The organism is Amycolatopsis kentuckyensis, assembly GCF_041679295.1.
Classification (GTDB): domain Bacteria; phylum Actinomycetota; class Actinomycetes; order Mycobacteriales; family Pseudonocardiaceae; genus Amycolatopsis; species Amycolatopsis kentuckyensis_A.
Window position 1 is genome coordinate 215,657 of the sequence record NZ_JBGDMD010000004.1, and the last position, 23,661, is coordinate 239,317.

Here is a 23,661-nt window from a genome sequence, read left to right on the forward strand (position 1 = left end):
GCGTTTCGGCTCGGGGGAACCCACACATCGCCCTCAACTGTCGACAGTTGAAGACTATCGCCCGAAGAATTCCTTGACACTCGCGGACCACGGACGCAGACTCTCTCGAAGTGTCGACACCTTGCGATCCGCAGTGCAGCCATCGGCAAGGAGGAGCGGTAGTGATCCACCCACGAACCCCGGACGAAGCGGGGCCGTCCTGATGTCCACCGTCTGCCTGGACGCGCGGGACCTGCTGCTCGGGCACCGGGCCCGCCGCGGCGGCGGGTTCTCCACGGCGTGCCTCGACCTGAACCTCCAGATCCGCGACGAGGAGTTCGTGGTCATCGTCGGCCCCAGCGGCTGCGGCAAGACCACCTTCCTCGAAGCCGTCGCCGGGCTGGTCCCGGTCGCCGGCGGGGCCCTCGAACTCGCCGGCCGTCCCATCAAAGGTCCGGGCCCGGAACGGTCGCTGGTCTTCCAGCACGCCTCGCTCTACCCGTGGCGGACCGTCCTCGACAACGTCCTCTTCGGGCCCCAGGTCCAGGGCCGGCTCAACGCCCAAACCCGCAGGCGCGCCGAGGACCTCCTGGACATCGTCGGCCTGGCCAAGGTGGCGAAGAAGTACCCGCACGAGCTGTCCGGCGGCATGCGCCAGCGCGTCAACCTCGCGCGCGCCCTGGCCACCGATCCGACGCTCCTGCTGCTCGACGAGCCCTTCGGCGCCCTCGACGCGCAGACCCGCGAGAACCTGCAGGACGAGCTCCTGCGGATCTGGCAGGCGGACGCCGTCACGAAGAAGACCGCGATGTTCGTGACCCACGACGTCAACGAGGCCGTGCTGCTCGCCGACCGCGTGCTCGTCTTCTCCCCGTCGCCCGCGCACGTCGCCCTCGAAGTGGTCATCGACGTGCCCCGCCCGCGCGACGCCGCCTGGCGCCGCAGCGCCGAATTCCTCGCCTACGGCGACAAGATCCTCTCGGCCCTCCACCACGAACCCGCAGCTTCGGAGCCGGACCATGACAACAGCGTCACTCCCGCGCACGACCACCACCCCGAACCCGCCGGTGGCGTCGGCGAGCTCCGGCTGGGCGCGGCGACACCGTAGCGGGCTGCTCGGCACCGCCGGGATGCTGATCGTCCTGGTGCTGTGGCAGCTTTCGACGGCGCTCGGCCTCGTCGACGTCTCCTTCAGCAGCAACCCGCTGCGCATCGCCGCGGCCGAAGCGAAGCTCTTCGGCTCCGGCGAGATCTACCCGGCGCTCGGCGCGACCGGCCTGGAACTGTTGTGGGGCTTGGGCATCACGTTCGTCCTCGGCATCCCGATCGGGCTCGTGCTCGGCCGCAGCAAGGTCCTGCACGACATGACCGAGCCGATGGTCAACATCCTCTACTCGGTGCCGTACGTGATGTTCCTGCCGATCATCATCTTCTGGTTCGGCATCGACAACACCTCGCGCGTGATCGTCATCGTCTGGGCCGCGATCCTGCCGCTGATCATCAACATCACGGCGGGCGTGCGGAACCTGGACAGCGACTACACCCGCGTCGCGACGGTGTTCTGCACGCCGCGGCTGAAGTTCTTCTACACCATCGCGTTGCCCGCGACGCTGCCGTACATCCTCGCGGGCGTGCGCCTGGCCGTCGGCCGCGCGCTGGTCGGCGCGATCGTCGCCGAGCTGTTCCTGGCCAGCCAGGGCCTCGGCTACTTCGTGCAGACGAAGACCTCCAACTTCGACATGGACTCGGCGATGGCCGGGATCGTCCTCCTCGCCGTGGTCGCACTGCTCCTGAACTGGGCCGTCCGCCTCGTCGAGCGCCGTTTCACCCACTGGGCAGGTGCACAATGAAGATCTTCCTCGTAGCGGCGAGCCTGGTGCTCGGTCTGACGGCGTGCGCGGGCGGCGGGGCCGGCGGCACGGTCGCCGCCGACGCCAACGGCGCGCTGCCGGTCACCATCGGCTACACCGCGCTCGGCGCGGGCTACTCCGACCTCTACACCGCGCAGGACTACGGCATCTTCGCCAAGCACGGCCTGAACGTGAAGCTCAACCGGCTCAACGACAGCTCCCAGCTGGTCGCCGGGCTGGCCAGCAACAGCGTCCAGATCGGCGTCGGCGTCGCGGCCGACACCGCCGCCGCCATCATGAAGGGCGCGGACCTGAAATACGTGGCGATGTCCGAGCCGCACTACAACCTGGAGATGTGGGCGAGCCCGGACGTCAAGTCGGTTGCCGAGCTCAAGGGCAAGAAGGTCGCCATCACCTCGCCCGGCTCGGAAAGCGACTTCGGGCTGACCGCGCTGCTGGAGGCGAACGGCCTCAAGCGCGAAGACGTCACCGCGGTGTTCGTCAAGGGCGTCCCGGCCGAGGTGGCCGCGCTCGGCAGCGGTGCGGTGTCGGCGATCCTCACCCAGCCCCCCAACGGCACCGAGAGCCGCGAGAAGGGCGCGCACCGGCTGGCCGCACTGTCGAACATGCCGTTCCCGCTGGGCGCCTACACCGTGCAGTCGAAGTACCTGCAGAACAACCGCGAGGTCGTCAAGCGGTTCGTCGCGGCGGAAGCCGAGGCGCTGCAGTACATCCGGAGCCACAAGGACGAGACGGTCAAGAGCATCCAGAAGTACAGCGGGGTGAAGAGCACCGAACTCGCCGCCTACGCCTACGACTTCTTCCTGGACGTCTGGGCGAAAACCCCGGTGGTGGACGAGAAGGTGATCAAGCAGGCCTTCGACGAAGCCGCGGAGAACGCCAAAACCACCGCACCATCGGACATCGCGAAGTACATCGACAACAGCTTGACGACGTCATGACCTTCGAAACCGAATGGTCGAAGTACCTGACCGAACGGGACCGCGCGGTGCTCGCGGCGACGTCGTGGGCGAAGCGCGCCCCGTTCGGTCTGGGGGAGAACCCCGCCGTGCTCGTCGTCGACCTGTACTACGCGGCGCTGGGCCTGCCCCGGCGCGACATCCTCGACGCCGTCGCGGACTGGCCCAGCGCGTGCGGCGCGGACGGCTGGGCCGCCGTCGACCGGACCGTCCCGCTGCTGCGCGCGGCCCGGGACGCCGGCGCCCCGGTGATCTACTTCCACGCGACACCGCCGGAGTACGGCCGGTGGAACCGGAAGCCGGGCGGCGCCCTCACTCCGAAGTCCACTGTGGATCCGAACGCGATCGTGTCCGAAGTGGAGCCCTGGGCGGGGGACGTCGTGCTGGCGAAGATCGGTCCCAGCTGCTTCCACGGCACCCCGCTGGACACGCTGCTGCGGATGGGCGGCCACGACACGCTGCTCGTCGCCGGCGAAGCCACCAGCGGCTGCGTGCGCTCGACCGTCGTCGACGCGTGCAGCCGCGGGTACCGCGTCGGCGTCGTCGGCGACTGCTGTTTCGACCGGTTCGAGGCGTCGCACTGGCTGAGCCTGTTCGACCTGGACCAGAAGTACGCGGACGTGCTCACCGCCGAGTCGGCGATCGGCCACCTCCGCCAGACCTCGCGAAGGATCCCGGCATGACCGACCTGCGGAAGTGGCTCACCGAAGCCGAAGCGGCCGGGGAGGTGCAGACCGTCGAAGGCGCCCACTGGGAGCTCGAGATCGGCGCACTGTCCCAGGTGAACTACCGGCGTTCGCACCCCAAGGCGCTGGTGTTCGACGCGATCAAGGACTACGCGTCCGGTTCGCGCGTGCTGTCCGGGTCGGTCAGCAACCCGCGGCTGCTCGGGTCGGTGCTCGGGCTCGGCTGGGACAACACCGACGAGGACCTCGTCGAGAAGCTCGCCGTCAAGCCGGGGGAGTGGATCTCGCGCTCCGGCGACTTCCGGGCGGTGTCCGTTTCGGACGGTCCGCTGCTGTCCTATGTGGACGAGGAAGTCGACCTGCTGAAGTTTCCGGTGCCGCGCTGGCACGAGGGCGACGGCGGCCGGTACATCGGCACCGGCTGCGCGGTGGTCACCCGCGACTACGACACGGGCCGGATCAACCTGGGCGCCTACCGGATGCAGGTGCAGGACGAGGGCCGCGCGGTCAGCGTCAACATCGAGGCGGGCAAGCACGGCGCCCAGCACCTGCGCCGCTGGTTCGAGGCGGAGGGCCGGGCGCCGATCGCGGCGTCGCTGGGGCACCACCCGGCCTACCTGGTGGCGGCGGGGGTCGAGGTGCCCGGCGACGTCTCGGAGTACGACTACGTCGGCGCGATGGCCGGCGAGCCGGTGCGCACGATCGCCGGGCTCGCGACCGGGCTGCCGCTGCCGCACGACGCCGAGATCGCGATCGAAGGCTGGGTGCGGCCGGACGACAAGCGCCCGGAGGGTCCGTTCGGCGAGTGGACCGGCTACTACTCCGGCTCGCGCGACCCGATCCTCACGATCGACGTCGAAAAGGTGTACTACCGCGACGACCCGATCCTGCTCGGCGCGCCGCCGGGCAAGCCACCGCACGACTACTCGTACATGCGCACGGTCATGAAGTCGGCGATCATCACCGACTCGTTGCGCAAAACCGGCCTGCCGGGCCTGCGGGGCGTCTGGGCGCACGAGGCGGGCGGCGGGCGGTCATTGCTGATCGTCGCGATCGAACAGCGGTACGCGGGGCACGCGCGCCAGGCGGCGTACCTGACGTCGCAGCTGCCGAGCGCGGCGTACATGAACCGGTTCACGGTGGTCGTCGACCACGACGTCAACCCGCGCGACCTCGGCGAGGTCGTCTGGGCGATGTGCGGGCGGACGGACCCGTCGCTGGACATCGAGGTGATGAAGCGGACGTGGGGCAGCCGGGTGGACCCGCTGACGCTGCCGGGCGCGGTGGCCTTCAACAGCCGGGCGATCATCGACGCGTGCCGCCCGTTCGAGCGGCTGGGCGACTTCCCCGAGGTGGCGGAGTCGAGCCCGGCGCTGATCGCGGACGTCAGCCGCCGCTGGCCCGAGGTGCTCGGCTAGTGACGGCGGTCGATCTGCCCGACCTCCGGCGGGAGCTGCTCTTCACCGCGCTGCGCGGGGTGGAGGGCGGCTCGTCGCTGGCGTTCACGATCTTCCAGGAGATCGCGGTCGGCATCGTCGAGGGGCGCCTGCCCCCGGGCCACGAGGTGAACTCGGCGGAGCTGGCCCGGCGGTTCTCGACGTCCCGCACCCCGGTACGGGAAGCTTTGCTGCTGCTGGAGCGCGAGTCGCTGGTGATCATCCCCCCGCGCCGGCGGCCGTATGTGTCCCCTGTGGACATGGCACAGGTGCGGGAGATCTACGAGATCCGGGCGTCGCTGTACGCGCTGGTGAGCGAGCTGCTGGTGGCGCGGGCGTCGGATTCCGAAATCGCCGGTTTGCGGCGCTGGCAGGAACTGCTTTCTTCGGACGCCGCTTGCGGCGATGTGGACGCGTACTTCTGGCACAACGTGGGGTTCCGCAACGCGGAGGTGAGCTTGGCGAAGAACGGCGAGCTGCAGCGCCGGTTGAGTTCGCTGGGGTTGCAGATGCACCGGTTCCGGCATTTGAGCTTGTCGCTGCCGGGGAGGCTGCTGCATTCGGTGGCGGACCACGAGAGATTGGTGAACGCGTACGCGGACCGCGACGCGGCGTTGGCGGCGGCGGTAAGCAGGTCGTTGGTGATGCGGGGGTACCGGGCCATCGAACGAGCCGGCGGCGTCTGACTCACTCCGGGATCGGGCGTTTGAAGTACCAGGTGCGTGTCGGCGCCTTGGGATCTGGTTCGCCTGCACCGCCGGCCGTTTTCGCCGGCGGATCGGTGATGGCCACCAGCTCCCAGCCTTGGCGGCCGAGCCCGTTCAAGAATTCGATCTCGTTTTCGGGTTGCGGCTGGACAGGGACAGGACGTTTTCCGGCCGGGTCATACATCTTCAGAACCAGCTTCGACCCGCGCAACAACCTGGACTCTTCGACGTAGGTGACCTGGGTGTACTGCCAACCGCGGATCATCGGTTCCCTCCGGTGCGCCCGGCACGACGGACCGGGTTGGGCGACTGGGTCATCTTCGATGGCACCCGTCCCAGTCGCGGCCGGCCCGGCTCGCGTTACACCTCGAGCCCCGACCAGCCGGAAGCCTCGATCGAGTGCAGCCCGGTCATGATGATCGACCGCGTCAACGCCACCGCCAGGACCGCATCCCCGTCCGCATACGCCGCCAGCAAGCGCTCGTGATCCGCCACCGACCGCTCCAACCGCCCCGGCAACGACAAGCTCACGTGCCGCAGCTGCAACGTCCGCAACCCCAACGACCCCAGCAACCGCGTCAACTGCCGGTTCCCCGCCGCCTCCGCTTCGGCCTGGCGGAACGACACGTTGTGCCAGAAGTACGCGTCGACGTCCCCCGCCGAAGCGTCGGCGCGCAAGCGCGACTGCCACGAAGCCAGCACCGAAAGATCCGGCGACCCCGCCACGATCAGCTCGCTCACCAGCGCGTGCAGCGAAGCCCGGATCTCGTACAGCTCCCGTGCCTGGGCCAGCGTCACCGGCGCGACCCGCGGCCGGCGGCGGGCCGGGATGTCCACCAGCCCCTCGCGCTGCAACGTCAGCAACGCCTCGCGGATCGGCGTCCGGGACGTCGAAAACCGGCGGGCCAGCTCCACCGAGTTGACGTCCGCGCCCGGGGGCAGGGAGCCGTCGATGATGCGGCGGGCCAGGTCCTCGACGATCCGGTCGACCAGCGAGACGTCCGTGCGCCCGTCGAGCAGCATCCGGCGCAGGACGTCGGGCGGTTCGGTCACGCGGGTTCCTCCGGGTCGGTCGTCGCCACCACCCGCAATACTTCCAGCATCTGCCGCGCCGCGGGGGGATGACTCGCCTCCAGCAGCCGCACTGCCGCGATCCGGCGCCGCGGGGCGGCCGGGGCGATCGCCACCGCGACGACGTCGGGGCGCTGCGCCACCAGCGCCAGCCGCGGGGCCGCGCCGATGCCGATCCCGGCCGCGACCAGGCCCTGCACCGACAGGTAGTCCTCGGTCGCGAACCCGATCCGCGGCTCGAAACCGGACAACCGGCACAACGTCGTGAACGCCTCGTCGTACGGCGGCCGGTGGCTGCGCACCACCCACGTCTCGCCCGCCAGCTCCCGCAGTTCCACTTCGGACTCCCCGGCGATCGGGTGGTCGAGCGGCACCAGCACGCACAGCGGGTCGTCGGCCAGGTGGAGCCACTCGACGTCGGCGGGCACCGAGCGCGGGTCGAAGTCGTAGTCCCAGACCAGGCCGAGGTGGATCGAGCCGTCGCGCAACGCCGCCGTCATGTCCGACGCGTGCGCCGAGCGCAGCACGATCTTCGTCTCGGGGTACCGGCGCTGGTACTCGCGCACGACGCGGGGGATGAGGTCGGCGCCCGCCGTCGGGAACGCGCCGAGCCGCACCGACGAGTGCCGCGCCTTGAGGTCCGACATCTCCTGCTCGATGTGGGCGATCGTGCCGAGCAGCCCGGTGCTGCGCTCGGCCAGCAACCGGCCCGCCTCGGTCAGCTCGATCCCGCGCGGCCCGCGGATCATCAGCGGCACGCCCAGCTGCCGTTCGAGCAGCGCCATCTGCTGCGAGACGGCGGAATGGGTCATGAACAGCGCCTCGGCCGCCGCGGTGAACGAGCCGTGCTCGGCCACCGCGGAGAAGATCTGCAGCCGCCGCGCCTCGAGCACCCCGGTCCCCTTCGTCACCGCCCCAGCAGGTCGGCCGGGTCGGCCCTGGTCAGTTCGCCGTCCCACGGTTCCGGCGCCAGCTCCCATAGTCCCACCCGGGCCAGCGCGCGGCGAGCCGTGTGGTCCACGAGGTCCCCGACCGTCCGCGGCCGCGGGTAGAACGCCGGCACCGGCGGCGCGACGATCGCGCCGGCCTCGGTCACCGCGACCATCGACTTGAGGTGGCCCAGGTGCAGCGGCGTTTCGCGGACCATGAGCAGCAGCGGCCGGCCTTCCTTGAGGCAGACGTCGGCGGCGCGGCTGACCAGGTCGTCGGTGTAGCCGGTGGCGATCGCGGAGAGCGTCTTGATCGAACAGGGCGCGACGAGCATCGCCGCGACCGGGAACGAGCCGGACGCGATCGCCGCCCCGATCTCGCCCGGCCGATAGGTGACGTCGGCGAGCGCGCGGACGTCGGCCAGGGTCAGGTCGCATTCGTGGCGCAGCGTCACGATCCCGGCCTTCGACAGCACCAGGTGCGTCCGGATCCCCGGCTGTTCCCGCAACAGTTGCAGGACGCGCACGCCCAGGCACGCTCCGCTGGCACCGGTGATCGCCACGACCACGTTCCGGGTTTCCGCCACGACCGCCGCCTTTCCTCTGTGGACTCCCATCGCAGCACGAACGCCCGCCGGAAGCGAGGGCCCGGCTGTCAGTTCTCCTTACGGCTGCTGCCAGGAAAGCGCGCTGGTCCCCGGCGCGCCGCCGACCTAGCGTCGGGGCACCAACCCGACCGGTGGAGGTGATTCGGACGGAAGTCCTCGACACGCACGCGCACATCGTGCCGCGCTCGCTGCTGTCCGCGCTGGAACAGCGCCCCGTCGCGGGGTTCTCGGCGCGGCGCACCGAGCGGGGCTGGGTGGTGGCGGTGCCCGGCACCGGCGAGACCCGGCCGATCGGCGCGCGGATGACCGAAGCCGCACCCCGCGAGAGCTGGCAGCGGCAGGCCGGCGTCTCACGGCAGATCCTGTCGCCATGGCTGGACATCCAGGCGGGCAGCCGTGACTGGGCACGCACGCTCAACGACGCGATGGCGGACGCGGCCGCGGAAGCCGGCACCGTCGCCCTCGCCTCGGTGGCCGGCGAGCAAGCCGCCGAAGACCTCCTCGAAGCGTGGCAGCGCCCGGAATTCGCGGGCCTGCTCCTGAACACCGACCCGCCGGACGGCCCGGCCCCGCACGAACCCGCTTTCGATCCACTGTGGACGATCGCCGCCGCCGAAGGGATTCCGGTGGTGCTGCACCCGCCGACGTGCGGGCCGTCCGATGCTCTCGCTTCGCTGGGCACGATGGGCAACGTCCACGGCCGGCTGATCGACAACACCGTCGCGATCACGCGGCTGATCCTCGCCGGAGTCCTCGACCGCCATCCCGGTCTGAAGCTGGTGCTCGTGCACGGCGGCGGGTTCCTGCCCTACCAGGCCCATCGGCTCGACGGCGGCTATCGCACGAAGGAAGCTTTCGCCGGCGAACTCGAGCGCGAGAAACCGTCCGCCTACCTCGGCGACTTCCACTACGACACGGTCGGCCTGTCCGCGCCGGCGATCGCGTTCCTGGCCGGGTTCGGGCCGGTTCTGCTCGGCAGCGACTACCCGTTCGCGCTCGGCGACCCCGAGCCGGTCCGGACGGTCCGCGAAAGCGGCCTCGACGACGCGGTCGTCGAAGCGATCCTGCACACCAACGCCGACGCGCTCTTCCGGAGGCCCGCATGAGCAAGCCCTTGGCCGTCCGCCGCCGCGGCGCGGGGGAGCCCCTGGTGCTGCTGCACCCGCTGGCGCTGTCCGGCGAGCTGTGGACACCCCTGGCCGAAGCCCTGTCCGACGAGTTCCAGGTGTTCGCCCTGGACCTGCGCGGCCACGGCGACAGCGCCTGGGACGGCAAGCCGTTCTCGATCGAGGACCTCGCCGGCGACGTCGCCCGCACGCTCGACGCCCTCGACCTCCGGTCGGCGAGCCTGCTCGGGCTGTCGATGGGCGGCAGCGTCGCGGTGAACTTCGCCGGCCGCTTCCCCGAACGCGTCCGGTCGCTCGTGCTGGCCGACACCACGGCCTGGTACGGCGAAGACGCCGGTACGACGTGGGCGGAGCGCGCCCAGAAGGCCGTCGCCGTGCCGCGGGCGAAGCAGGTGACCTTCCAGCTCGACCGCTGGTTCTCTCCGGAGTTCCGCGACCGGCACCCGGAAGAGGCCGACCGCGTCGTCAAGATCTTCCTGCGCACCAACAGTGAAGCCCACGCCGCCGCGTCGATCGCGATGGGCGCCATGGATTCCCGGCCGCTGCTGCCGTCGGTGACCGCGCCGACCCTGGTGCTGGTGGGGCGGCACGACTACGCGACCCCGCCGGCGATGGCCCGCACCCTCGCCGAGGGCATCGGCGGCGCCGAGCTGGAAATCCTGGCCGACCTGCGGCACCTGTCGCTCATCGAACACCCGTTGCTCGCCGGCCGCGTCCGGCAGCACCTGCGCCGCGTCACGGAGACCCGATGAAACCCGCCCGCTTCACCTACCACGCCCCGCGCGAGCTCGAGGAGGCCCTCGACCTGCTGCGCGACCTCGGCGACGACGCCAAGGTCCTGGCCGGCGGCCAGAGCCTGATGCCGATGCTCAACTTCCGCCTCGCCCACGTCGAGCACCTCGTCGACGTCAACCGCCTCGGGACGCGGTGGGAGACGCCGACGTTCGGCGACACCACGATCACCATCCCCGCCCTGGTCCGCCAGCGGCACGTCGAACGCTCGCCCGAGGCCGCGCGGCTGCTGCCGGTGCTCACCGAGGCCCTGCACCAGGTCGCGCACCCGCAGATCCGCAACCGCGGCACGATCTGCGGCAGCCTGGCCCACGCCGACCCGGCCGCCGAGCTGCCGAGCGTGCTGACCGCGTTGGACGCGAAGTTCACCCTCGCCTCGGCCCGGGGCGTCCGGACGGTGTCCGCCGCGGACTTCTTCCTGTTCCACCTCACCACCGCGCTGGAACCGGACGAGCTTTTGCTGGAGGTCAGCGTCGACCGGCCGGGCGCGAACCAGTTCTCCGCGTTCCGCGAGTTCGCCACCCGGCGCGGTGACTTCGCGCTGGCCGGCGTCGCCGTGGTGTGCGAAGTGGACGGTGGCGTCGTCACGGCGTGCCGGATCGCGGCGGCCGGGGTGGCGCCGACCCCGCAGCGGCTGACCGGCACCGAGCTGCTCGTGATCGGGCAGCCCCTCGGACCCGACCTGGGTGCGGCTGCTGAGGCCACCGCCCGCGCCCAGGTCGACCCCACCGGCGACATCCACGCGAGCGCCGCCTACCGCGCCCGGCTCACCGGCGTGCTGGTCAAGCGCGCGCTCGCCGACATCACGGAGAAGGCCCATGCCTGAAGTCACCCATCGCGTCCGGGGCACGGTCAACGGCGAGCCGTTCGACGAAGCCGTCGACTCGCGCATGACCCTGGCCGACTTCCTGCGCGAGAAGCTGCGGCTCACCGGCACGCACCTCGGCTGCGAGCACGGCGTCTGCGGGGCGTGCACGGTGATCGTCGACGGTGCCGCGACGCGGGCGTGCCTGATGCTCGCCGTCCAGGTGGATGGCGCGGCCGTGGAGACCGTCGAAGGCCTGGCCGCCGACGGCGAGCTGGCGCCGCTGCAGGAGGCGTTCAAGCGCAACCACGCCCTGCAGTGCGGGTTCTGCACGCCGGGGTTCCTGATGAGCGTCACGGCGGCGCTGCGCGAGGACACCGTCCACGACGAGACCGAAGCGCGCGAGGTGCTGAGCGGGAACATCTGCCGCTGCACCGGCTACACCGGGCTGATCCAGTCCGTTTTGGACGTCGCGAAAGGACGGTCCGATGCCTGACCCGATGATCGGCGCCCGCCTCCCGCGGCGCGAGGACCAGCGGCTGCTCACCGGCCGCGGCCGCTACCTCGACGACCTCGACCTGCCGGACGCCCTCGCCGCGGCCTTCCTGCGCTCGCCGCACGCGCACGCCCGGATCACGGCGTTCGACGCTGCCGAGGCCCGCGCGCTGCCCGGCGTCGTCGCCGTCTTCTCCGGCGCGGACCTGATGGAGATCCAGAAGCCCCTGGCGCCCAAGGTGCAGCACCCGAAGCTGCGCGACTACCCGCGGCTGCCGATGCCGCCGGAAGAGCTGCACTACGTCGGCGAACCACTTGCCGTCGTCATCGCGGAGTCGCGGTACCTCGCGGAAGACGCGCTGGAACTGATCGACGTCGACTACGACGTGCTGCCCGCCGTCGGGTCCACCGCCGCCGCGCTGCGTCCCGGCGGCCCGCTCGCGCACAGCGGCGACGAGTCCAATGTGGCCGTCCTGCTCACCCAGAGCGCCGGCAACGCGGCGGAAGCGCTGAGCACCGCGCCGCACACGCTGAGCGAGGAGTTCTACCAGATGCGCGGCGGCGGCCACTCGATGGAGCCGCGGGCCGTGGCCGCGCGCTTCGAGCCGGCGACCGGGCAGCTGACCATCTGGGACACCACGCAGTCGCCGCACTACGCGCGCCAGCAGCTGTCGATGATCTACGAGATGGCCGAGGACGACCTGCGCGTGATCGCCCCGCCGGACGTCGGCGGCGGCTTCGGTCCGAAAGCCCAGTTCTACGGGGAGGAAGTCGTCATCCCGTGGCTCGCGAAGAAGCTGCGCCGCGCGGTGAAGTGGGTCGAGGACCGGCAGGAGAACTTCGTCTCGGCGATGATGGAGCGCTCGCAGACCCACCGCGTCGAGGTCGGCTTCGACGACGACGGGCGGCTGCTGGCGGTCAAGGACGTCATCGAGCACGACCAGGGCGCGTACTGCGCCGGGCTGCAGGTGCCGTCGATCACGACGTCGACCGTGCCCGGCCCGTACAAGGTGCCGAACATCGACATCGAGCTGCGGGCCTGCTACACCAACATGGTCCCGACCTCGTCGGTGCGGGGCGCGGGCCGGCCGCAGGCGGTGTTCGTGATGGAACGCATGATGGACCGGATCGCCGCGCACCTCTGCCTCGACCCGGCGGAAGTGCGGCGGCGCAACCTCATCCAGGCCGACGAGTTCCCGTACCGGGTCGGCATCATGTTCCGCGACGGCAGCCCGCTCACCTACGACAGCGGCGACTTCCCGGCGTTGCTGGAAGGCGCGCTCGAACGCATCGGCTACGCCTCGGCCCGGGAGGAGCAGGCCCGGCTGCGCGAGGAAGGCCGATACCTCGGCATCGGACTCGCCGTCTACGTCGAAGGCTGTGGCCTCGGCCCGTACGAAGGCGCGAAGATCCGCGTCACCAACCGCGGCCGGATCCTGGTGACCCTGGCCGCGGCGGGGCAAGGCCAGGGCTACGAGACGATCTACGCCCAGATCGCCGCCGACGGCATCGGGCTCGACATGTCCTTCATCGACGTCACCACCGGCGACACCGCCCGGATCCCGTTCGGCCAGGGCACGTTCGCCTCGCGCATCACGGCCACCTGCGGGCCCGCGGTGTTCGACGCGGCCAAGCAGATGCGGGCCCGGCTGCTCGACACGGCGGCGGTGCTGCTCGGCTGCGCACCGTCCGAAGTGGACTTCGACGGCGACCTCGTCTGCCTGGGCGGCGACCGCGAGAAGTCCGTGTCCCTGCAGCAGCTCGCGCAGGTCGCGAACATCGGCAAGCACGGCATCACGCTGCCCCGCGGGATCACCGCGGGCCTGGAGACGGCCAGCTACTTCTCCCCGGAGCGCGCGGCCTACGCGAGTGGCGCGCACGCGGCGCTGGTCGAGGTCGACCCGGAGACCGGCGGGATCACCATCCTCAAGTACGTCATCGGCCACGACTGCGGGACGGTGATCAACCCGCTGCTCGTCGACGGCCAGGTGCTCGGCGGGTTCGCCCACGGCCTCGGCAACGCGATGTACGAGGAAGCCGTCTACGACGAAGAGGCCACCCCGCAAGCCACGAGCTACCTCGACTACGCGCTGGTGTCCTCGGCCGAGGTGCCGCCGGTCGACCTGTTCCACATCTCTTCGCCCAGCCCGCTCAACCCGCTCGGCGCGAAGGGCGCGGGGGAGGGCGGCACGGTTCCGCCGCCGGCCGCGATCGCCAACGCCGTCGAGGACGCGCTGCGCCCGCTCGGCGCCCGCGTCACCCGCGCGCCCGTGACTCCCGCTCGGATCGTCGACGCCCTGCTCGCCGCCGGAAAGGTTTCTTGATGCTGATCGAAAACTCCTTCGAGGTCGCCGCCGACCCCGACGAGGTCTACCGGTTCCTGCAGGACGCCCACAACGTCGCCGCGTGCTTCCCGGGCGCGGAACTGGTCGAGGACCTCGGCGAGGATGCGTACCGCGGCAAGGTGAAGATCAAGGTGGGCCCGGTGACAGCGGCCTACCAGGGCGTGGCGAAGGTGGTCGAGCGCGACGAGGTGGCCCGCACGGCGGTGCTGCTCGCCGACGGCAAGGACACCCGCGGGTCGGGCACGGCCAAGGCCCGCGCGACGATGCGCGTGACGCCCACGGGTGAAGGTGCGAACGTCGTGCTGGCCACGGATTTGACGATCTCGGGGAAGCTCGCGCAGTTCGGCCGCGGGATCATGGCCGACGTTTCGGGCCGGATGGTGGGGGAGTTGGCCTCCCGGGTACGGCAACGCATCGAGCACGGCGACGAGCAACCCGCCGTCGAGCATGCCGTGGCGCCCGCCGTCGGGGACACCACTCGGGTCTCTCCGCCTCCGGTCGCCGAGGTCCCGGCCATGAAGGCGTCCGCGCTCCTCCGTGTCGTCCTCGCCGGCATCCTCGAACGCTGGGCCGCCCGCCTGCGCGCCACCGCCCCGGAGTCGCCATGACCACTCGCATCACCGTCCCGGCGCCGCCGGAAGCGGTGCCCGTCTTCGATGTCGGCATCGACGACAAGGTCCGGGTCACGAGCGCGGTCGGGCTCGGGATCCAGAACATCCTCGGCATGGCGGGCCTGCTGATCTTCCCCGCGCTGATCGGCACCGCGTTCAAGCTGTCCGCCGCGGACACCGCCTACCTCTACGGCGTCACGTTCATGACGTCCGGCCTGGTGGTGATCCTGCAGTCGGTGCTCCTGCTGCGGCTGCCGATCATCCAGGGCCCGTACGCGGGTTCGCTGGCCGCGCTGCTGGCCGTCGGGCACGGGCGCGGCGGCCTCGGTGCGGCGTTCGGGTCGATGGTCGTCGCCGGGCTGATCTGGTGCGTGCTCGCGATCCCGCTCCGGCGGTTCGGCCCGATCATGTACCTCGCCAAGTTCGTGCGCGACCCGATCATCGCCGGCGTGCTCGTGCTCATCCTGGCCACCCAGCTGACGAGCACCGCGCTGCCCAACTGGCTCGGCACGCCCGCGAGCCCCGGCTTCCCGTGGGTGAACCTGCTCGCCGGCGGCGTCGCGGCGGCGCTGGTCATCGCGCTCACGTTGCTGCGCCGCGGAAAGCTGCTTCGCCGGGGCGCGGTCTTGGTCGCCGTTGTCGCGGGTACGGTCGTCTACGCGCTGCTCGCGCCGACGAGCTTCGGCGCGGTGGGGGAGAACCTCGGCGTCACGGTGCCGCGGATCTTCCCGTTCGGCTTCGCGGTGCAGGGCGACCTCGTGCTGATCTTCTTCATCACGCTGCTGCCCGCGATCGCCGAGAGCATTGCGACCTACGACATCGTGGCGGACTGGGGCGGCCAGGAGCTGTCCGGGTACCGCGTCGCCCAGGGCGTGTTCGGCGAAGTCCTCGGCAGCACGGTCGGCGCGGTGTTCGGCGGACTGTCCACTTTGGCCTACCCAGACAACATCGGCCTGCTGCGCGTGACGAAGGTCGGCTCGCGGTACGTCACCCTCGCCACCGGGGTGATCCTGCTGGTGCTGGGCGGGCTCGGCCCGTTCGACCGGCTGCTGCAGGCGGTCCCGCTGCCGGTGCTGGCCGCGGCGGGCACGGTGCTGTTCGGCGTGCTGTTCGCCAGCGCGATCGACGTCCTCTCGGGCCTGCACTGGTCCCGGGACAACCTGATGCTGGCCGGGTTCCCTTTCATCACGGCGATCGGTGGCCTGTTCATGCCCGCCACGACGCTCAAGGCGATGCCGGCGGTCGTCCAGCTGGTCCTCGCGCAGCCGCTGATCCTCGGCACGGTGCTGCTGGTCGTCCTCAAGCCGGCGTTCGGGTTGCGCCGGAGCTAGCCGGTTCGGTGTGGACGACCACCGCGGTCAGGTGGGGCACCGCGTGCACCAGCCGGTGCTCCACCTCGTGCGCGAGCGTGTGGGCCTGGGTGACGGTCAGCTCCGGCGCGACCGCGACGGCCAGCTCGGCCCGCAGGTGGTGCCCGATCCAGCGCATCCGCAGGTCCCGGACCTCGAATACACCGTCCACTTCGGACGCTGTCCGCTCGGCCAGCTCGACCGACGCCGGGTCGACGGCGTCCAGCAGCCGCCGGAAGACCTCCTTCGCCGCGTCCCGCAGGACGAACAGGATCGCGACCGTGATGCCGAGCCCGACGAGCGGGTCGGCGGCGGGGAAGCCGAACGCGACCCCGGCCGCGCCCGCGACGACGGCCAGCGAGGTGAAGCCGTCCGTGCGGGCGTGCACGCCGTCGGCGACCAGCGCGGCCGAGCCGATTTCGCGGCCGACCTTGATCCGGTACCGCGCGACGAGCTCGTTGCCGGCGAAGCCGATCACCCCGGCGACGGCGACCACCCACGGGTGCCCGACCGGCTCGGGATCGAGTAGCCGCACGACGGACTCGTACCCGACGAGCACCGCCGAAGCGGCGACGACCAGCACGACGACCACCCCGGCGAGGTCTTCGGCGCGGCCGAGGCCGTAGGTGTAGCGGCGGGTGGCGGCACGCCGCCCGAGCAGGAAGGCGACCCCGAGCGGGACGGCGGTCAAGGCGTCGGCGAAGTTGTGGATGGTGTCCCCGAGCAGCGCGACCGACCCGGTGAGGAGCACGAGCACCAGCTGCGCGACGGCGGTCCCGAAGAGCGCGGCGAACGACCAGGTCAGCGTGCGCAGGCCGCGCGAGCTGCTTTCGAGCGCGTGGTCGACGCGGTCGGCGGAGTCGTGACTGTGTCCGTGTCCGTGTCCCATGCCGTGAGTCTATCTGCGCACACACGCAGATACGCAAGTAGTAGGGTTCACGGCATGCACGCGTCGCTGCCGGACTTCGACATGCCCACCGACGAGCAGGTCCACCTGGCGGCGGAGTCGTTCCGCCTCCTCGCCGACCCGACCCGCATCAAGGTGTTGTGGGCGCTGCTGCAGGGCGAGTCATCGGTGGCGTGCCTGGCCGAACTGGCGGGCGCGGCCCCGACGGCGGTGAGCCAGCACCTGGCGAAGCTGCGGCTGGCGGGCTTGGTGAGGGGCCGCCGGGAGGGAACATTCGTGTACTACTCGGCGGCGGACAACCACGTGCGCGGGTTGCTGGCGCAGGCTTTGCACCACGCGGACCACCTGGACCGCGACCTGCCTGCCGAGCACGCCCACCACCCGCGGACGGAGTAGTTCAGCGCCTGAGCGGTGCCGCGAGCCGCGCCACGAGTTCCTCCGCCACAGCCGCGTTTGCTCGGCGCAGTTCCTCCGGTGAAAGGTGCTCTTCGGGGTTCACCCGCACGCGTTGCGGATTGCCGATGCTGAACGATCCAGACGTCGCCGAGGCCTCGACGAGTCTGCCGAGCCTCGTCGTAGGTGTGACCGGATCCAGCCCGATCGCCGGTGCGAGCCGCCCGGGTATCGGAAGACCGATGGCCAGCAACGTGTGCAGCCGCTCCGCGACCCTCTGCGTCATGTCCTCGCGATCCACGATGCTGTTCAGCCCCACGGTCGGCAAGGCGAACCAGCAGGAGCGCTGTCCGGTGCGCAGTACGGCGAGGCCGCCTTCTCCGGAACGCCAGTCGGTCGAAAAGGCCGAAGCGGCATCGGCATTGGATTCGACAGTCACGGACTGATCCGGAGAGAACAGTCCGTCGGCTCTGCCGAGTGCGGCCAGGCTGGTGGCGATCTGCTCGAGCAGTAACACGCCGTAGCGGGCTGTCGGCTGAGCCGGGACCAGGTGGACTTCGACGAGCGGTCGCGGTGGCTGGTGACGCCACGCAAGAATCTTCGAACGCCAGGTGACTGCGAGGTCCTCGAGAAGCGCCACCCGCTTTGCTCGGCGGCCGGAACGGGGGAGGGGGAGCGCGGCGGAAGGATGGGCAAGGCGCCGAGCTCGGGGCGGATGTGAAGGGGTTGCCGGGTCAGGTGGCGAAGCAGGTCGTCGGTTCCCTCGAGCGTCACAGCGGGCACCACGAAGTGGTCGGCGCTGCGCGGCTGCAGGAACAGGGGGATTTCGTCGATGCTGCGGCCGGGCAGTACGACCGGGAGGAGCTTGCGCGTCCAGTTCCCACGATCGCGCTGCAGGAGTTCGCGGAGGGCCGCCGCTTCCGCTTGCCCGCCGAGGTTGCGATCGCCGGGGCCGTTCCCGTCACCCATCCGACGGTAACCCTCTGACGCCACCACGATCACGAAATCTGCTTCGGTGATGTTCCGCAGCGCCCAGGCGTACCAGTCCTGCCGCTCGCCGGCCCAGCGGTCGAGTTCGACGTCGATCCCGTGTTGGCGCAGGAAGATCGCGAACGCCAGGACCGCTTCACAGTGCTCGAGGCTGTCGTGCGTGTACGACAGGAAGGTCCTGGGGTTGGGCGACGCCATCGGATGGATCCTCTTCGCCAGGGCCGCGTCAGCGGGCGTTGTCCTGGCTGAGAACGATAGCAACGGCAGAGTGCACGTCAGCCGATCGGCTCCTGCAGTTCCGTCACCCAGCCCGCCGGATCCGGCGGGCAGTCCAGGTAAAGCTCCCGCTGCAACCCCGCCGACGCGAACCCGTGCTCGTCGATCCAGCGGACCACCGCCTGCCAGCTCGGCAGGACACCGTCGATCGCGCCGCGGTGGACCAGTGTTGCCGCGCGCGCCGGCGGGAGGTCCGCCATCGTCAGCCCGTTCAAATCGCCCGGACCCACCGACGCCGGGATCGCCGCGTGCACGACGACCTCGTCCTCGGCGCGCTGCTCGTAGTAGCACGTCAGCCGCCCGGCCGGGGTGACGTCCGCGGTGGCCAGGCGCCGGCCGAGTTCCGCGCACAGCGGGCGGACCACCGGCCCGATCGCCTCCGGTGCGAACCCCGCCGCCACGCCCGTCAGCTCGACCACCCGCAGCGCCGGCAGCTCCTTGACCACGACGTCGGGCGCCGTTCCTTCCGCCTCGATCGTCCGCAGCCGGGCCTCGACCTGCGCCAGCCGCGCCGCGCCCTCCGCCAGCGCGGCCTCCAGCTCCGCCCGCCGCAGCGTCAGCATCCCGCGCACCTGCTCCGCCGAAACCTCGTCCGCCAGCAGCGTCGCCACCTGCTCGAGGGTGAACCCGAGGTCCTTCAGCGCGACGATCCGGTTGAGCCGCGCCAGCTGCCCCGCCGCGTAGCTGCGGTAACCCGTCGCGGGGTCGACGCGCGCCGGCCGCAGCAGGCCGAGCGCGTCGTAGTGGCGCAGCATCCGGACCGACACGCGGCCGTGGCGGGCGAAGTCGCCGATCGAAAACACGCGCCGATCATCCCGCAGGCGGGACGAACCCGCCGACGACGTCCGCGGCGAGCTCGGCGAACGTGATCGCGGTGTCGTCCTCGCGCGACGGCCCGACCACCTGCAGCCCGGCCGGCAGCGGGCCGCCGACCGGCGCGCTCACCGCCGGCAGCCCGGGCAGCGACGCCTGCGCGATCCAGAACACCTGATCGTCGTAGCGGCGCCGGTCGTCGTGCGCCGGCGCCGTCGTGAACACCGTCGGGCAGAGGAAGACGTCGACGTCCGCGAAGTACCGGGCCCACGCCGCGCCCAGTGCCGTCCGCTGTCGCTCCCGGTCGTCGGCGCCGTCCGGCCGGTGGCCTTCCTGCGCAGCGAAGAACCACTCGACCTGGAAGCCGAACGCCTCCGCCTGGACCACCGGATCCACGTCGTCCGGCCAGCCGCCGACCACCCGCACCCCGGCTCGGGCCAGCGCGTCGACAGCGTCCGACAAGGCCGCGCCGACCTCGTCGGTGACCGGGCAGGCCGGGTCGTCGAGGACCACGCCGACGCGGAAGTCCGCGAGCCGCGACCGGCGCGAAGCCGTCAGCTGCTCGGCGGTGACGCTCAGCGCGAGCCGCAGGTCGGCGGCCGACCGGGCCAGCGGGCCGACCGCCGACGGGAACTCCCGGGCGAGGTCGGTGAACGGCCCGGGCGGCTGGAAACCCCGCAGCGGCACGGTTCCCGGCGTCGGCTTGAGGCCGTAGACGCCGCAGTAGGCCGCCGGGATCCGGATCGACCCGGCCAGGTCCGAGCCGTACTCCACAAAGGACAGTCCGGCGGCGAGGGCGGCCGCCGCGCCGCCGCTCGAGCCGCCCGGCGTCCGCGTGCGGTCCCGCGGGTTCACCGTCCGCCCGTACACCGGGTTCTCCGTCCGGCCGAAGTCGGCGAGCAGGTGGTGCACGTTCGACTTGCCGACGACGATCGCCCCCGCCGCCTGCAGCCGCTCGACGACGACGGCGTCCCGGTCCGCGACGGCCTCGGCGAACGCGGGCTCGCCCCAGGTCGTCGCCATGCCCGCGACCGCGAAGGCGTCCTTGATCGTCATCGGGACGCCGTGCAGCGCACCGCCTGAGGTCGTGTCGGCGCGTGAGGCGGCTTCGAGCGCGAAGTCGCGGCGGGTCGCGACGACGGCGTTGACGTCGGAGGCGTCGATGCGCGCGAAGAGCTGTTCAGTCAGCTCACGCGACGACAGCGCGCCCCGGCGGAGGTCGGCGGCCACCTCGGTGGCGGTGCGGAAGAACGTCATGGGTCCGGGGTAGAGCCTGACACGGTGTCAGGGTCAACTGCCGAGTCCGGCTGCGGGTGTTTCCGCCTCGCGCCCCGGTGGTAGCCCCGAGTGATCGCCGTCCGAACGGCGGACGGCGCAGCGTGGCGGAGGGAAGACCGATGCCGAACGCAACCCGCATGACCGCACCCCCGGCGCCGCCCGAGCCGGTCTCGCCCGAACCGGTGGGCCCGGACCCGGATCCGGTGCCGCCCGGCCCGGGTCCGGATCGGCCGGCGCCCGAGCCCGGCACGCCCGTCCCGGATCCGCTGCCGCCGGAATCGCAGCCCGGCCCCGAGCGACACTGATACGGATCACAGATAATACGAGTTTCGTATGATCTGGTGTACGGTCGTGGCATGACAACAGCGCAGAACTACCGGCGGATGGTCAACGCCGGCAACAAGATCGTCGTGGGGCTGCAGCGGCTGGGGGTCGCGTTCGGCCCGATGCAGCTGCTCACCGTCCCGGGACGGCGCACGGGCGTGCCGCGCACGTTCCCGATCGCGGTCATCCCCATCGACGGCGACCGCTACATCTTCCAGGCCTACCCGAAGGCGGCCTGGGTCGCGAACGCGCGGGCGGCGGCCGAGGCGACGCTCACCCGTGGCCGCCGGACGTCCCCGGTGCACCTGGCGGAAGTGCCCGTGGAGGAGCGTCGCCCGCTCCTGCGCCGGCTGGTCGCGGACAGCCCGGCGAGCGTCGGGAAGCGGCTGGTGACCACGGGTCTGGCCGAGGATTCCACGCCCGACGCGGCCGCGGCGGCGGCCGAGCGCATCGCCGTGTTCCGCGTCGAGCCGGTCCGGCGCTGAGGATCGGTCTCATCGGGCCGATTCCGGTGCACGGAGGAGTCCCGGGCGTCAGAGGCCCGTCAGCTCCGCCGAGCCGGGCTCGAACGCCCGCAGCACCTGTTCGGCGGCGACGCGCGCGGCGGGGCTCGGCTCGATCGTGCGGTCGCCGTCGGGCTGCGGCGCGGGCGCGCCGCCCAGCAGTTCCACCAGTGCGACGGCGAGTTCGCGCACCTTGACGTTGAACTGCTGGCTGGCGCGCCGCAGCGTCGCCCACGCCTCGTCGGGGTCGCAGCGGCGCAGGGCGATGATGATGCCCTTCGCCTCCTCCAGCGCGGCTCGCGACTGCAGGAGGTCCAGCATCTGCTCGGTCCGGTCGGGCCGGGCCGCCTCGGCGACGAGCAGCGCCATCGCGGTGAACCTTTCGTGCCGCCGCAACGCCTTCAGCGTCTCTTCGGTGGCGGGCCGGTCGAGCGTCACCGACAGCACGAGTCTGCCCTCGGTGTCCCACGGCGCGGGCAGCGCGGCGACACCCCGCACGCGCGGCCAGTCCGTCCCGGGGTGGCGCTCCAGCAGGGTGGTCAGCGTGAGCGACGGCCAGCGTCCGTCGGCGAAGACGTCTGCGGTCACGACCGGCCGACCGGTGTCGCCGGCGGTCGCGACCGGCCCGCCGAGCTCGTCCAGCTGGGCCGGGACGAAGACGTCCGCGAGCCCGTGGGTGGCGACCACGCGCAACGGCAATCCGTGGTGGTGCACGGAAACCGCCGCGCCGAGGGCGCCCGGCACGTCGGCGGCGATCCGCTTCAGGAGCTCTTCGAGCAGCGCGGACACGGGCTCGGTGATCACGTGGTCGTCCTGGACGCCGGGCGGGGGGTCAGGCCGCGATCCGCCGCCTTCCGCCGGAGCTGAGGTCGCGAAAGGATCCGGTGCGCGTCATCATCGGAAACCACCTCCGGGAACTCGACTAACGGTGGTCTCTGTTCTAGCATGTCGTCGATGCGATGACAACATGAGGGTCGTCGGAAGGATGACGAATGGGCGATAGTGATCCCACCGGCGCGGTGAGCCGGCTCCACGAGGTGGTCGCGGCGGCCCGCGCGGGCAAGGCGGACCGGGAAGGACTGCTCGCGGCGCTGGCCGACCTGCGCGTGCTGCGCGAGGAACTGGCGGGCTGGGAGCCGGAGCTGATCACGGCGGCCCGCACGGCCGGCGCGAGCTGGGTGGCGCTGGCCCCGGCGCTGGGCGTGGCGAGCCGCCAGGCCGCGGAACGGCGCTACCTGCGGCTGCAGCCGTCGAACACGGGCGAGAAGACGGGCGAGGCGAGAGTCGACGCGGAGCGCGACCGCCGAGCGGGCGACCGGGCGGTCGCCGACTGGGCCCGCCGCAACTCGGCGATCCTGCGCAAGCTGGCCGGCCGCGTGAGCGCACTGGACGGCCTCGACCCGGCGGCGCAGAAGAGCGCGGACCGCTTGGGAGCGGCCCTGGGCGACGACGACCCGGCAACGCTCCTGCCGCCGTTGGTTGCCGCACAGTCCCATTTGGCCGGTGACCACGCGGGGCTGGCGGAGGAACTGGGCGAGATCTCGGCGGAGACGAACCGCCTCCGCCGCGACGCGGCCGTCAGGCGGGCGAAGGACTGAACCGGGGAAGACGCCACGCCGGAGGTGCTGCGGGGTGCCTTGCAGGTTCGCAGCCAGTCGCCAGCCCATGCCCAAGCCGCCTCCGGCCCGCGGCCGGGCTGCTCAAGCGAGCCCGAACACGTGCCGACCGAGCCGCAGCCCACTCACCCGCCCACCGGGTTTGCCCGGTTCCCCGGCGGGCACCCGTCGCGCAAGCCGACCGCGACGGAAGGACCCCGCCATGACCGCCCAGCCCCCGGATCCGGACCCCGCCCGGACCCCGGACCTCGAGGCCGGCGGGGGCGTGCCGCCGGGCAGCACGCCGCCCGACTCCGCGCAGACGTCCGGCCTCTCGCACCCGCAGCCGATGCCCGGCAAGACCGCGCCGGTGCTCTGGCTGATCCTCACCGGCGTCCTGGTGCTGATGGTGGCCGGGCTGGTGATCGCGCTCGCCGTCGGCTGGCTGGGTGTCTGAATCCCGTCGTGATCGGGTACCACCCCGGCATGGACGACAAGATCCCCGACCGGACGGAAACCCGCGCCGAGCTGCTGCCGGAGGAACAGGCCGCCGACAGCGCCGACCCCGAGGCGCAGGCCCGCCAGGTGCTGGAAGACTCCGACCGCCGCACCGAGGACCCGAAGCCGACCATGCGCCGGCGTCCCGGGGAGACGGCCTAGCGGTCGCCGCGGAAGTTGTCGTGCACGTCGGGGTGGCCCGGCCGCGCACGCGCTTCCTCGTCCTCCGACGGTTCGTCCCGGGTCGGCACGTCGACCGGATTGCCGCTCGAGTCCTCTTCGCCGGCTTCGTCACGTGGCTGCGTCATCCTGGC

At 71.6% G+C, this 23,661-nt stretch carries 29 protein-coding genes and 1 pseudogene; 19 read left to right on the forward strand and 11 right to left on the reverse strand.

The window, feature by feature from the left end:
• Positions 1–202: 202 nt before the first annotated feature.
• The 6 genes from ACERZO_RS17795 to ACERZO_RS17820 are packed head-to-tail and all read left to right on the forward strand — an operon-like array spanning position 203 to position 5,617.
• Complete coding sequence (locus ACERZO_RS17795; protein WP_372665787.1) at positions 203–1,087, forward strand: ABC transporter ATP-binding protein; 885 nt, start codon at positions 203–205, stop codon at positions 1,085–1,087.
• Positions 999–1,829 (forward strand): ABC transporter permease, encoded by an 831-nt coding sequence (locus tag ACERZO_RS17800; RefSeq protein WP_372665788.1) that lies wholly within the window; start codon positions 999–1,001, stop codon positions 1,827–1,829. Before ACERZO_RS17795 ends, ACERZO_RS17800 begins: the two co-directional genes overlap by 89 nt.
• A complete protein-coding gene (locus ACERZO_RS17805) occupies positions 1,826–2,791 on the forward strand; it encodes an ABC transporter substrate-binding protein (RefSeq protein WP_372665789.1) in 966 nt (321 codons plus the stop codon). Before ACERZO_RS17800 ends, ACERZO_RS17805 begins: the two co-directional genes overlap by 4 nt.
• Positions 2,788–3,492 carry an isochorismatase family protein gene (locus ACERZO_RS17810; RefSeq protein WP_372665790.1) on the forward strand — a complete coding sequence of 235 codons (705 nt, stop codon included), beginning with the start codon at positions 2,788–2,790 and terminating at the stop codon, positions 3,490–3,492. Before ACERZO_RS17805 ends, ACERZO_RS17810 begins: the two co-directional genes overlap by 4 nt.
• A complete protein-coding gene (locus ACERZO_RS17815; RefSeq protein WP_372665791.1) occupies positions 3,489–4,913 on the forward strand; it encodes a UbiD family decarboxylase in 1,425 nt (474 codons plus the stop codon). Before ACERZO_RS17810 ends, ACERZO_RS17815 begins: the two co-directional genes overlap by 4 nt.
• The gene (locus ACERZO_RS17820; protein ID WP_372665792.1) at positions 4,913–5,617 is read left to right on the forward strand and encodes a GntR family transcriptional regulator; all 705 of its coding nucleotides are present in this window, start codon (positions 4,913–4,915) and stop codon (positions 5,615–5,617) included. The genes ACERZO_RS17815 and ACERZO_RS17820 overlap by 1 nt, the downstream gene beginning before the upstream one ends.
• A 1-nt stretch (position 5,618) precedes the next feature.
• Here ACERZO_RS17820 and ACERZO_RS17825 read toward each other — a convergent pair whose 3' ends face one another.
• From ACERZO_RS17825 to ACERZO_RS17840, 4 genes are all read right to left on the reverse strand, one after another.
• Positions 5,619–5,903: a hypothetical protein gene (locus tag ACERZO_RS17825; RefSeq protein ID WP_372665793.1), complete on the reverse strand. Its 285-nt coding sequence runs from the start codon at positions 5,901–5,903 to the stop codon at positions 5,619–5,621.
• Between the two features lie 95 nt (positions 5,904–5,998).
• Positions 5,999–6,691, reverse strand: coding sequence for a GntR family transcriptional regulator (locus ACERZO_RS17830; protein ID WP_372665794.1), 693 nt, complete (start codon positions 6,689–6,691; stop codon positions 5,999–6,001).
• Positions 6,688–7,620, reverse strand: coding sequence for a LysR family transcriptional regulator (locus ACERZO_RS17835; protein ID WP_372665795.1), 933 nt, complete (start codon positions 7,618–7,620; stop codon positions 6,688–6,690). The genes ACERZO_RS17830 and ACERZO_RS17835 overlap by 4 nt, the downstream gene beginning before the upstream one ends.
• Entirely contained in the window at positions 7,617–8,225 is a 609-nt protein-coding gene (locus ACERZO_RS17840; RefSeq protein ID WP_372665796.1) for a UbiX family flavin prenyltransferase, read from the reverse strand. The genes ACERZO_RS17835 and ACERZO_RS17840 overlap by 4 nt, the downstream gene beginning before the upstream one ends.
• 158 nt (positions 8,226–8,383) lie before the next feature.
• Between ACERZO_RS17840 and ACERZO_RS17845 the strand changes: the two genes are divergently transcribed.
• From ACERZO_RS17845 to ACERZO_RS17875, 7 genes are read left to right on the forward strand one after another with little or no spacing between them, the layout of a single operon-like run.
• Entirely contained in the window at positions 8,384–9,352 is a 969-nt protein-coding gene (locus tag ACERZO_RS17845) for an amidohydrolase family protein (RefSeq protein ID WP_372665797.1), read from the forward strand.
• Positions 9,349–10,125, forward strand: a complete 777-nt coding sequence (locus ACERZO_RS17850; protein WP_372665798.1) for an alpha/beta fold hydrolase — start codon at positions 9,349–9,351, stop codon at positions 10,123–10,125. Before ACERZO_RS17845 ends, ACERZO_RS17850 begins: the two co-directional genes overlap by 4 nt.
• On the forward strand, positions 10,122–10,991 hold the full coding sequence (locus ACERZO_RS17855; RefSeq protein ID WP_372665799.1) for an FAD binding domain-containing protein: 870 nt from the start codon (positions 10,122–10,124) through the stop codon (positions 10,989–10,991). Before ACERZO_RS17850 ends, ACERZO_RS17855 begins: the two co-directional genes overlap by 4 nt.
• Entirely contained in the window at positions 10,984–11,466 is a 483-nt protein-coding gene (locus ACERZO_RS17860; RefSeq protein ID WP_372665800.1) for a (2Fe-2S)-binding protein, read from the forward strand. The genes ACERZO_RS17855 and ACERZO_RS17860 overlap by 8 nt, the downstream gene beginning before the upstream one ends.
• Complete coding sequence (locus tag ACERZO_RS17865) at positions 11,459–13,789, forward strand: xanthine dehydrogenase family protein molybdopterin-binding subunit (protein WP_372665801.1); 2,331 nt, start codon at positions 11,459–11,461, stop codon at positions 13,787–13,789. The genes ACERZO_RS17860 and ACERZO_RS17865 overlap by 8 nt, the downstream gene beginning before the upstream one ends.
• Positions 13,789–14,418: an SRPBCC family protein gene (locus ACERZO_RS17870; protein ID WP_372665802.1), complete on the forward strand. Its 630-nt coding sequence runs from the start codon at positions 13,789–13,791 to the stop codon at positions 14,416–14,418. The genes ACERZO_RS17865 and ACERZO_RS17870 overlap by 1 nt, the downstream gene beginning before the upstream one ends.
• Entirely contained in the window at positions 14,415–15,752 is a 1,338-nt protein-coding gene (locus tag ACERZO_RS17875) for a uracil-xanthine permease family protein (protein ID WP_372665803.1), read from the forward strand. Before ACERZO_RS17870 ends, ACERZO_RS17875 begins: the two co-directional genes overlap by 4 nt.
• On the opposite strand, the gene ACERZO_RS17880 is transcribed toward ACERZO_RS17875, so the two are convergent.
• Positions 15,721–16,659 carry a cation diffusion facilitator family transporter gene (locus ACERZO_RS17880; RefSeq protein WP_372665804.1) on the reverse strand — a complete coding sequence of 313 codons (939 nt, stop codon included), beginning with the start codon at positions 16,657–16,659 and terminating at the stop codon, positions 15,721–15,723. The genes ACERZO_RS17875 and ACERZO_RS17880 overlap by 32 nt on opposite strands.
• 54 nt (positions 16,660–16,713) lie before the next feature.
• Here ACERZO_RS17880 and ACERZO_RS17885 point away from each other — a divergent pair, with 54 nt between their 5' ends.
• Positions 16,714–17,073: an ArsR/SmtB family transcription factor gene (locus ACERZO_RS17885; RefSeq protein ID WP_372665805.1), complete on the forward strand. Its 360-nt coding sequence runs from the start codon at positions 16,714–16,716 to the stop codon at positions 17,071–17,073.
• Between the two features lies 1 nt (position 17,074).
• Here ACERZO_RS17885 and ACERZO_RS17890 read toward each other — a convergent pair whose 3' ends face one another.
• Entirely contained in the window at positions 17,075–17,710 is a 636-nt protein-coding gene (locus tag ACERZO_RS17890; protein WP_372666429.1) for a hypothetical protein, read from the reverse strand.
• 98 nt (positions 17,711–17,808) lie between these two features.
• Between ACERZO_RS17890 and ACERZO_RS17895 the strand changes: the two genes are divergently transcribed.
• Positions 17,809–18,057, forward strand: coding sequence for a hypothetical protein (locus tag ACERZO_RS17895; RefSeq protein ID WP_372666430.1), 249 nt, complete (start codon positions 17,809–17,811; stop codon positions 18,055–18,057).
• Here ACERZO_RS17895 and ACERZO_RS17900 read toward each other — a convergent pair.
• The 3 genes and pseudogenes from ACERZO_RS17900 to ACERZO_RS17910 all read right to left on the reverse strand — a co-directional run.
• Positions 17,938–18,258, reverse strand: a pseudogene (locus ACERZO_RS17900) (SEFIR domain-containing protein); the annotation flags it as partial. The gene ACERZO_RS17895 and the pseudogene ACERZO_RS17900 overlap by 120 nt on opposite strands.
• A 77-nt stretch (positions 18,259–18,335) precedes the next feature.
• Entirely contained in the window at positions 18,336–19,139 is an 804-nt protein-coding gene (locus ACERZO_RS17905) for a MerR family transcriptional regulator (protein ID WP_372665806.1), read from the reverse strand.
• A gap of 7 nt (positions 19,140–19,146) precedes the next feature.
• Positions 19,147–20,406, reverse strand: a complete 1,260-nt coding sequence (locus tag ACERZO_RS17910; RefSeq protein WP_372665807.1) for an amidase family protein — start codon at positions 20,404–20,406, stop codon at positions 19,147–19,149.
• A gap of 377 nt (positions 20,407–20,783) precedes the next feature.
• On the opposite strand from ACERZO_RS17910, the gene ACERZO_RS17915 reads away from it, so the two are divergent.
• The gene (locus tag ACERZO_RS17915; protein ID WP_372665808.1) at positions 20,784–21,236 is read left to right on the forward strand and encodes a nitroreductase/quinone reductase family protein; all 453 of its coding nucleotides are present in this window, start codon (positions 20,784–20,786) and stop codon (positions 21,234–21,236) included.
• 48 nt (positions 21,237–21,284) lie between these two features.
• On the opposite strand, the gene ACERZO_RS17920 is transcribed toward ACERZO_RS17915, so the two are convergent.
• On the reverse strand, positions 21,285–22,058 hold the full coding sequence (locus ACERZO_RS17920; protein WP_372665809.1) for an ANTAR domain-containing protein: 774 nt from the start codon (positions 22,056–22,058) through the stop codon (positions 21,285–21,287).
• A 188-nt stretch (positions 22,059–22,246) separates the two neighbouring features.
• Here ACERZO_RS17920 and ACERZO_RS17925 point away from each other — a divergent pair, with 188 nt between their 5' ends.
• From ACERZO_RS17925 to ACERZO_RS17935, 3 genes are all read left to right on the forward strand, one after another.
• Positions 22,247–22,852, forward strand: coding sequence for an HSP18 transcriptional regulator (locus ACERZO_RS17925; protein WP_372665810.1), 606 nt, complete (start codon positions 22,247–22,249; stop codon positions 22,850–22,852).
• Positions 22,853–23,072: 220 nt separating this feature from the next.
• Positions 23,073–23,306, forward strand: coding sequence for a DUF6480 family protein (locus ACERZO_RS17930; protein ID WP_372665811.1), 234 nt, complete (start codon positions 23,073–23,075; stop codon positions 23,304–23,306).
• Positions 23,307–23,335: 29 nt separating this feature from the next.
• Positions 23,336–23,509, forward strand: a complete 174-nt coding sequence (locus ACERZO_RS17935; RefSeq protein WP_372665812.1) for a hypothetical protein — start codon at positions 23,336–23,338, stop codon at positions 23,507–23,509.
• Here ACERZO_RS17935 and ACERZO_RS17940 read toward each other — a convergent pair.
• Complete coding sequence (locus tag ACERZO_RS17940) at positions 23,506–23,655, reverse strand: hypothetical protein (RefSeq protein WP_372665813.1); 150 nt, start codon at positions 23,653–23,655, stop codon at positions 23,506–23,508. The two genes, ACERZO_RS17935 and ACERZO_RS17940, sit on opposite strands and share 4 nt — an antisense overlap.
• Positions 23,656–23,661: the final 6 nt, after the last annotated feature.

Bases quoted from the DNA above. Each gene is read 5' to 3' on its own strand.
- ACERZO_RS17795 (WP_372665787.1), top strand. From the start codon at position 203: ATGTCCACCGTCTGCCTGGACGCGCGGGACCTGCTGCTCGGGCACCGG.
- ACERZO_RS17800 (WP_372665788.1), top strand. From the start codon at position 999: ATGACAACAGCGTCACTCCCGCGCACGACCACCACCCCGAACCCGCCG.
- ACERZO_RS17805 (WP_372665789.1), top strand. From the start codon at position 1,826: ATGAAGATCTTCCTCGTAGCGGCGAGCCTGGTGCTCGGTCTGACGGCG.
- ACERZO_RS17810 (WP_372665790.1), top strand. From the start codon at position 2,788: ATGACCTTCGAAACCGAATGGTCGAAGTACCTGACCGAACGGGACCGC.
- ACERZO_RS17815 (WP_372665791.1), top strand. From the start codon at position 3,489: ATGACCGACCTGCGGAAGTGGCTCACCGAAGCCGAAGCGGCCGGGGAG.
- ACERZO_RS17825 (WP_372665793.1), bottom strand. From the start codon at position 5,903: ATGATCCGCGGTTGGCAGTACACCCAGGTCACCTACGTCGAAGAGTCC.
- ACERZO_RS17850 (WP_372665798.1), top strand. From the start codon at position 9,349: ATGAGCAAGCCCTTGGCCGTCCGCCGCCGCGGCGCGGGGGAGCCCCTG.
- ACERZO_RS17855 (WP_372665799.1), top strand. From the start codon at position 10,122: ATGAAACCCGCCCGCTTCACCTACCACGCCCCGCGCGAGCTCGAGGAG.
- ACERZO_RS17860 (WP_372665800.1), top strand. From the start codon at position 10,984: ATGCCTGAAGTCACCCATCGCGTCCGGGGCACGGTCAACGGCGAGCCG.
- ACERZO_RS17865 (WP_372665801.1), top strand. From the start codon at position 11,459: ATGCCTGACCCGATGATCGGCGCCCGCCTCCCGCGGCGCGAGGACCAG.
- ACERZO_RS17870 (WP_372665802.1), top strand. From the start codon at position 13,789: ATGCTGATCGAAAACTCCTTCGAGGTCGCCGCCGACCCCGACGAGGTC.
- ACERZO_RS17875 (WP_372665803.1), top strand. From the start codon at position 14,415: ATGACCACTCGCATCACCGTCCCGGCGCCGCCGGAAGCGGTGCCCGTC.
- ACERZO_RS17880 (WP_372665804.1), bottom strand. From the start codon at position 16,659: ATGGGACACGGACACGGACACAGTCACGACTCCGCCGACCGCGTCGAC.
- ACERZO_RS17885 (WP_372665805.1), top strand. From the start codon at position 16,714: ATGCACGCGTCGCTGCCGGACTTCGACATGCCCACCGACGAGCAGGTC.
- ACERZO_RS17910 (WP_372665807.1), bottom strand. From the start codon at position 20,406: ATGACGTTCTTCCGCACCGCCACCGAGGTGGCCGCCGACCTCCGCCGG.
- ACERZO_RS17915 (WP_372665808.1), top strand. From the start codon at position 20,784: ATGACAACAGCGCAGAACTACCGGCGGATGGTCAACGCCGGCAACAAG.
- ACERZO_RS17925 (WP_372665810.1), top strand. From the start codon at position 22,247: ATGGGCGATAGTGATCCCACCGGCGCGGTGAGCCGGCTCCACGAGGTG.
- ACERZO_RS17930 (WP_372665811.1), top strand. From the start codon at position 23,073: ATGACCGCCCAGCCCCCGGATCCGGACCCCGCCCGGACCCCGGACCTC.
- ACERZO_RS17935 (WP_372665812.1), top strand. From the start codon at position 23,336: ATGGACGACAAGATCCCCGACCGGACGGAAACCCGCGCCGAGCTGCTG.
- ACERZO_RS17940 (WP_372665813.1), bottom strand. From the start codon at position 23,655: ATGACGCAGCCACGTGACGAAGCCGGCGAAGAGGACTCGAGCGGCAAT.